General features: G+C 56.9%; 4 protein-coding genes. 3 read left to right on the top strand and 1 reads right to left on the bottom strand.

Translation table 11 applies throughout. From position 1 onward, the window contains the following. Together JO226_RS00395 and JO226_RS00390 are read left to right on the top strand one after the other, a co-directional pair. The coding region (locus JO226_RS00395) for a diguanylate cyclase (RefSeq protein ID WP_293471676.1) at nucleotides 1-1,939 on the top strand (1,939 nt) is incomplete at its 5' end. Nucleotides 1,940-2,168: 229 nt separating this feature from the next. Then, nucleotides 2,169-3,428 (top strand): MFS transporter, encoded by a 1,260-nt coding sequence (locus JO226_RS00390; RefSeq protein ID WP_293471674.1) that lies wholly within the window; start codon nucleotides 2,169-2,171, stop codon nucleotides 3,426-3,428. On the opposite strand, the gene alkA is transcribed toward JO226_RS00390, so the two are convergent. Continuing rightward, nucleotides 3,425-4,267: a DNA-3-methyladenine glycosylase 2 gene (gene alkA, locus JO226_RS00385; protein WP_293471672.1), complete on the bottom strand. Its 843-nt coding sequence runs from the start codon at nucleotides 4,265-4,267 to the stop codon at nucleotides 3,425-3,427. The two genes, JO226_RS00390 and alkA, sit on opposite strands and share 4 nt — an antisense overlap. A gap of 223 nt (nucleotides 4,268-4,490) precedes the next feature. On the opposite strand from alkA, the gene JO226_RS00380 reads away from it, so the two are divergent. After that, nucleotides 4,491-5,144, top strand: a complete 654-nt coding sequence (locus JO226_RS00380) for a DUF3828 domain-containing protein (RefSeq protein ID WP_293471670.1) — start codon at nucleotides 4,491-4,493, stop codon at nucleotides 5,142-5,144. Nucleotides 5,145-5,323 lie beyond the last annotated feature (179 nt).

The raw sequence follows: 5,323 nt of genomic DNA, 5'->3' as shown, positions 1-5,323 counted from the left end.
CGACATTCCCTCGCATATGAAGCCGAGCTGGAACCTCTGGTACAACTGTCTGGTGGAAGAGGATAAAGAGCACGCAGAGCGGGTTATCCGCAACGCCCTTCACACCCGCTCGCCCTTTAAGCTTGAGTTTCGCATTCACGTCAAAGGCGGGATTCGCCACATCCGTTCGCTGGCTAACCGGGTGCTGAACAAGCAGGGCGAGGTTGAGCGCCTGCTCGGCATCAACATGGATATGACTGAGGTTAAAAAGCTCAACGAAGCGCTGTTCCAGGAAAAAGAGCGCCTGCATATTACCCTCGACTCTATCGGCGAAGCGGTGCTGTGTACTGATGTCGCTATGAACGTCACCTTTATGAACCCGGTGGCGGAAAAAATGAGCGGCTGGAGTCAGGCCGACGCGATGAAACAGCCGCTGCTGAACGTGCTGCGTATCACTTTCGGCGATAACGGACCGCTGATGGAAAATATCCATAGCGGCGATATTTCCCGTACCGATATCGAACAGGACGTGGTTCTCCACTGCCGCAACGGCGGGAAATACGATATCCACTACAGCATTACGCCGCTCAGCACCCTCGACGGGCAGAATATCGGCTCCGTACTGGTCATCCAGGACGTCACTGAATCGCGTAAAATGCTGCGCCAGCTGAGCTACAGCGCCTCTCATGACGCGCTCACCCACCTGGCGAACCGGGTAAGTTTTGAAAATCACCTGAAACGTCTGCTGCAAACCGTGCAGGAAACCCACCAGCGTCATGTGCTGGTCTTTATCGACCTCGACCGCTTCAAAGCCGTTAACGATACCGCGGGTCATGCCGCAGGCGATGTGCTGCTGCGCGAGCTGTCGTCATTAATGTTAAGCCAGCTCAGAACCAGCGACATTCTGGCCCGCCTGGGCGGGGATGAGTTCGGCCTGCTGCTGCCGGACTGCAACATCGAGAGCGCACGCTACATCATCACCCGCATTATTGACGCTGTCAACGACTACAAGTTTATGTGGGAGGGGCAGATCCATCGTGTCGGCGCCAGCGCCGGGGTAACGGTTATCGATGAACACAATCGCCAGTCCTCTGAGGTCATGTCGCAGGCCGACATCGCCTGCTATGCCTCAAAAAATAACGGGCGCGGCATGGTCACCGTTTATGAGCCGCAGCAAGGAGGTCTGCAGCAGTCGCGCAGCATGATGACGCAGGAAGAGCAGTGGCGGATCATCAAGGATAACCATATGGTGCTGATGGCGCGCGGCGTCGCCTCCCCCCGCGTACCGGAAGCCAGCCATTTCTGGCTGTTGTCGCTGCGGCTGTGGAACAGCGAAGGCGAGATGCTGGAAGAGCAGGCGTTTCGCAAAGGTCTGTCCGACCCGGCGCTCATTCACGCCCTGGATCGCCGTATCTATCAGGCCTTCTTCCGCGACGGGGCTGCTGCGGTCGCCGCCCGCGGCATTAGCGTCACGTTGCCGCTCTCCGTCGTCGGGCCGGCAAGCTCAACGCTTATCGATGAACTGCTGGAAGGCCTTGCGCAAAACGCGATGCCGGCGCGCCTGCTGCATGTGATTATTCATGCCAACAGCGTGCCGCAAGCCAGCGCGCAGGACGGCATCGCGCGCCTGCGCGCGGCGGGGTGCAAAATCATCCTCAGCCACGTCGGCCATGATATGGATCTGTTCAACCACCTGACGCCAGGTCAGGTGGACTATGTGATGCTTGACCCGGAAATTATCAGCAGCGTACACGTTAACCTGATGGACGAAATGATGGTGACCATTGTGCAGGGCCACGCGCAGCGGCTGGGCATTAAAACCATCGCCGGGCCGACAAGCCAGGCGCTGATGATGGATACCCTCTCTAGCATCGGCGTCGATCTTATCTATGGCGACCTTATCGCCCACAATCAGCCCATCGAGCTGATGCTCAACACCAGCTACTTCGCCATTAACTGACTTCCCTGCTCCGCTGCTGCGGAGCGTACTCCCTCGCCCTGTTTCATTAAGCCGCTACTGTTTACAAAATTTAACCATTAACCCGCTAACTAACTTATCTTTACATGTAATATACAAATGCATAACAAAACTTCCTCGCTTGGTTGACAGGAACTGTCGCTCTTCTTGCCAGCGTAAAGCCTGATCACCGTACGCTGCCTGACACGCAGCCATTATCAGGACACCGATTATGACAACAATCCGTAACTGGACCTCTACACAAAAACATGTCGCCGTCGCCAGTTTCTCCAGCTGGATGCTTGACGCGTTTGACTTTTTCATTCTGGTTTTCGTGTTAAGCGATCTGGCGATCTGGTTTCATTCCTCCGTCTCAGAGGTCTCCATCGCCATCATGCTGACCCTGGCGGTACGCCCCATCGGCGCGCTGCTGTTTGGCCGCCTGGCGGAAAAATTCGGCCGTCGCCCGATCCTGATGCTCAATATTCTGTTCTTCAGCATCTTCGAACTGCTCTCGGCCTGGTCGCCGACGTTCGCCATCTTTCTCGGGTTGCGCCTGCTCTACGGCATCGCGATGGGCGGGATTTGGGGCGTGGCCTCATCGCTGGCGATGGAAACCATCCCTGACCGTTCGCGCGGCTTGATGTCCGGGATTTTCCAGGCCGGTTATCCGTGCGGCTACCTGCTGGCCTCGGTGATTTTCGGCCTGTTTTACAGCACCGTGGGCTGGCGCGGGATGTTCCTTATCGGCGCCCTGCCCATTTTCCTGCTGCCCTACATCTGGCTGAAAGTGCCGGAATCGCCGGTATGGCTCGCGGCGCGCGAACGTAAAGAGAGTACAGCGCTGATGCCGGTGCTGCGCAGCCACTGGAAACTGTGTCTGTATCTGGTGCTGCTGATGGCCTGTTTTAACTTCTTCAGCCACGGCACCCAGGATCTCTACCCGACATTCCTGAAAGTGCAGCACGGCTTTGACCCGCATACCGTCAGCCTGATCGCCATCGGCTACAATATTGCCGCCATGATGGGGGGCGTCTTCTTTGGCTCGATGTCGGAGCGTATCGGACGGAAAAAAGCGATGATGATCGCCGCCTTCCTCGCGCTGCCGGTGCTGCCGCTGTGGGCGTTCTCGACCGGGTCGTTCAACATCGGCCTCGGGGCGTTTCTGATGCAGTTTATGGTGCAGGGCGCATGGGGCGTGGTGCCGACCTACCTTAACGAACTGGTGCCTGCCAACGCGCGCGCGGTGCTGCCGGGCTTCGTCTACCAGTTAGGCAACCTGCTGGCCTCGGTGAACGCCACCCTGCAGGCGCGGATCGCCGAGGCGAACGGCGGCAACTACGGGATGGCGATGGCGATGGTCGCCGGTACGGTCGCGGTGCTGATTTGCCTGTTCGTGGCCTTTGGCCGTGAGACCCGGGGAGTGGTAATTTCCGGCCAGGGCGCCGCCCAGCCGGATAATGCCGCCGGGCATCGTCAGCATACGCACTAAACGGGCTGGAACTGGTCGCTATACCAGATGTGCAGCAGCGCATACGAACGCCACGGCTGCCAGCGCTCGGCATAGCGACGAATCTGCGCGGGCGTCATACCCGGGAAACGCTGTTTAATCAGATAGTCGTCTGGCAGGAACACATCTTTGGCCTGCCAGCCGCGCAGCGCGAAGTAGTTGGCCGTCCAGCGGCCAATGCCCGGAAAGGTTTGCAGCGCCTTCATGGCCTGCCCGACATCCTCCGGCGGCGTCAGCGGCAGTTCGCCGGAGATGGCCGCTTGGGCGAGATGCACCAACGCCTCGCCGCGCTTCACCGGCATCCCTAAGCTTTTGAGCTGCAGCGGGTCGGCCAGCGACAGCTGCTCCGGCGTGGGGAAACAGTAATAGCCCGGCGCGTCGGCAAGCGGCGTACCGTAGGCCATCGCCACCCGGCTGGTCAGTTTTGCCGCCATCGACACGCTCACCAGTTGCCCCAGAATGGCCCGCACGCCCTGTTCGAACGTATCCACAGAGCCTGGCAGCCTGAGCCCAGGGCGCCCCGCCGCCAGTTCGCCAAGCGCGCCCGCCACCGCGTGGGGGTCGCAACGCAAGTCGAACAACCGCTCCAGTCGGGCGAGACAGACCGGCGCTACCGCAAGAAGCCTGTCGGAGAGCGTGACCTTAAGGGCCTGTGTCGTCGTATCCGGCGTGACCTGCATCAGCCCGTAGCGCCCCTCCCAGGCAAAGCTTCGGGTGTAGCGGTTATCCTCAAAGGTCTCGACGCCGGTCACGGCACGGGCGGCGAGAAAGCCAAACATCCAGTTCCAGTCATAAGGCGGCTGCCAGGGCAAACTAAACATGTCTTCTCCTTCGTTAACCTTTACAGGATAACCGCCTGGCGCATTTTTCGCCTTGCTTTCATATTCCGGTTGTCGCCGGAGTTAGCCGCTGTGACAATCATTCAAAAATCAGATGTAATTACATGTTTTATATATAATTCATATGGCACCAATTGCATAACGGAAATGTATATTCCGGCGCTTATTGAGTCTCTATCAATCGTTTGTATTACAGGGATATGCTATGAGTTGGGATAGATATGCAGCAGGTGTATACGCCCGCCACCAGGCAGGCACATCATCACAACGTCGATGTGCAGAATTCGTCAGACGGGCAATATATGCGGGCGGGGTGGAAGTGAGAAAAACCCTTGATGCGAAGGACTATGGGCCAGCGCTGCTACCACTGCTGCTGTGTTTCTGGCTGGCTGGCTGCACGTCGCAAACGCCAGCACCAGAAAAATCCGCATCTGATTTTTATCACTATTACCTGCCCGCTTTCGATGATCCGGATAAAACAGCGTATTCCTCTGAGGAAATGCAGCATTATGTTGCAGCCGACACGCTGAAACGGCTGGCGACCATCGAAAAAATAGAAGAGCAAGAAATTTACCTGAGTGATTATTTTTTCTATGGACAGGACTACGATAGCAACTGGGTTAGCGCCCTCAAAGTCGGCAAACCTGTCGCGTTTCTTGGCGGCGTAGTCGTACCGGTGAGTGTCGGAAAGGAGAACGGCGCCTATAAAGCGTTATCGGTGTTTATGCGGCGTGAAAATGGACTCTGGAAAATTTACCGCGTAAGAGATGACACAGATGATTATGAGCAGCCCATTTTTGATGCCGGAAGGCTAACCGGTGCGCAAGAACACGCAAGGAAGCTTCCAGCATTCAAGTAACCAATATTTACTCGTTTAAAATCATATAACTGTCAATTTTATGGAGCAAGTAGAAACGAGTAGATGGCATTATTTCTCGCTTTCCGCTAAAGTCGCCCCCCTTCTTCACTGGCATGGGGAAATAACGGGTGTTTATTGGTTTTGACTATGGGACGGCTAACTGTTCGGTTGCCGTCATG

The organism is Pluralibacter sp. (genome assembly GCF_019237635.1).
GTDB lineage: Bacteria > Pseudomonadota > Gammaproteobacteria > Enterobacterales > Enterobacteriaceae > Enterobacter_B.
Note: the sequence above shows the minus strand (reverse complement) of the source record. Positions and strands in the feature narration are given on the sequence as shown.

What these genes read in the sequence shown, in the direction of transcription:
- JO226_RS00390 (WP_293471674.1), top strand. Translation starts at nt 2,169, where the DNA reads ATGACAACAATCCGTAACTGGACCTCTACACAAAAACATGTCGCCGTC.
- alkA (WP_293471672.1), bottom strand. Translation starts at nt 4,267, where the DNA reads ATGTTTAGTTTGCCCTGGCAGCCGCCTTATGACTGGAACTGGATGTTT.
- JO226_RS00380 (WP_293471670.1), top strand. Translation starts at nt 4,491, where the DNA reads ATGAGTTGGGATAGATATGCAGCAGGTGTATACGCCCGCCACCAGGCA.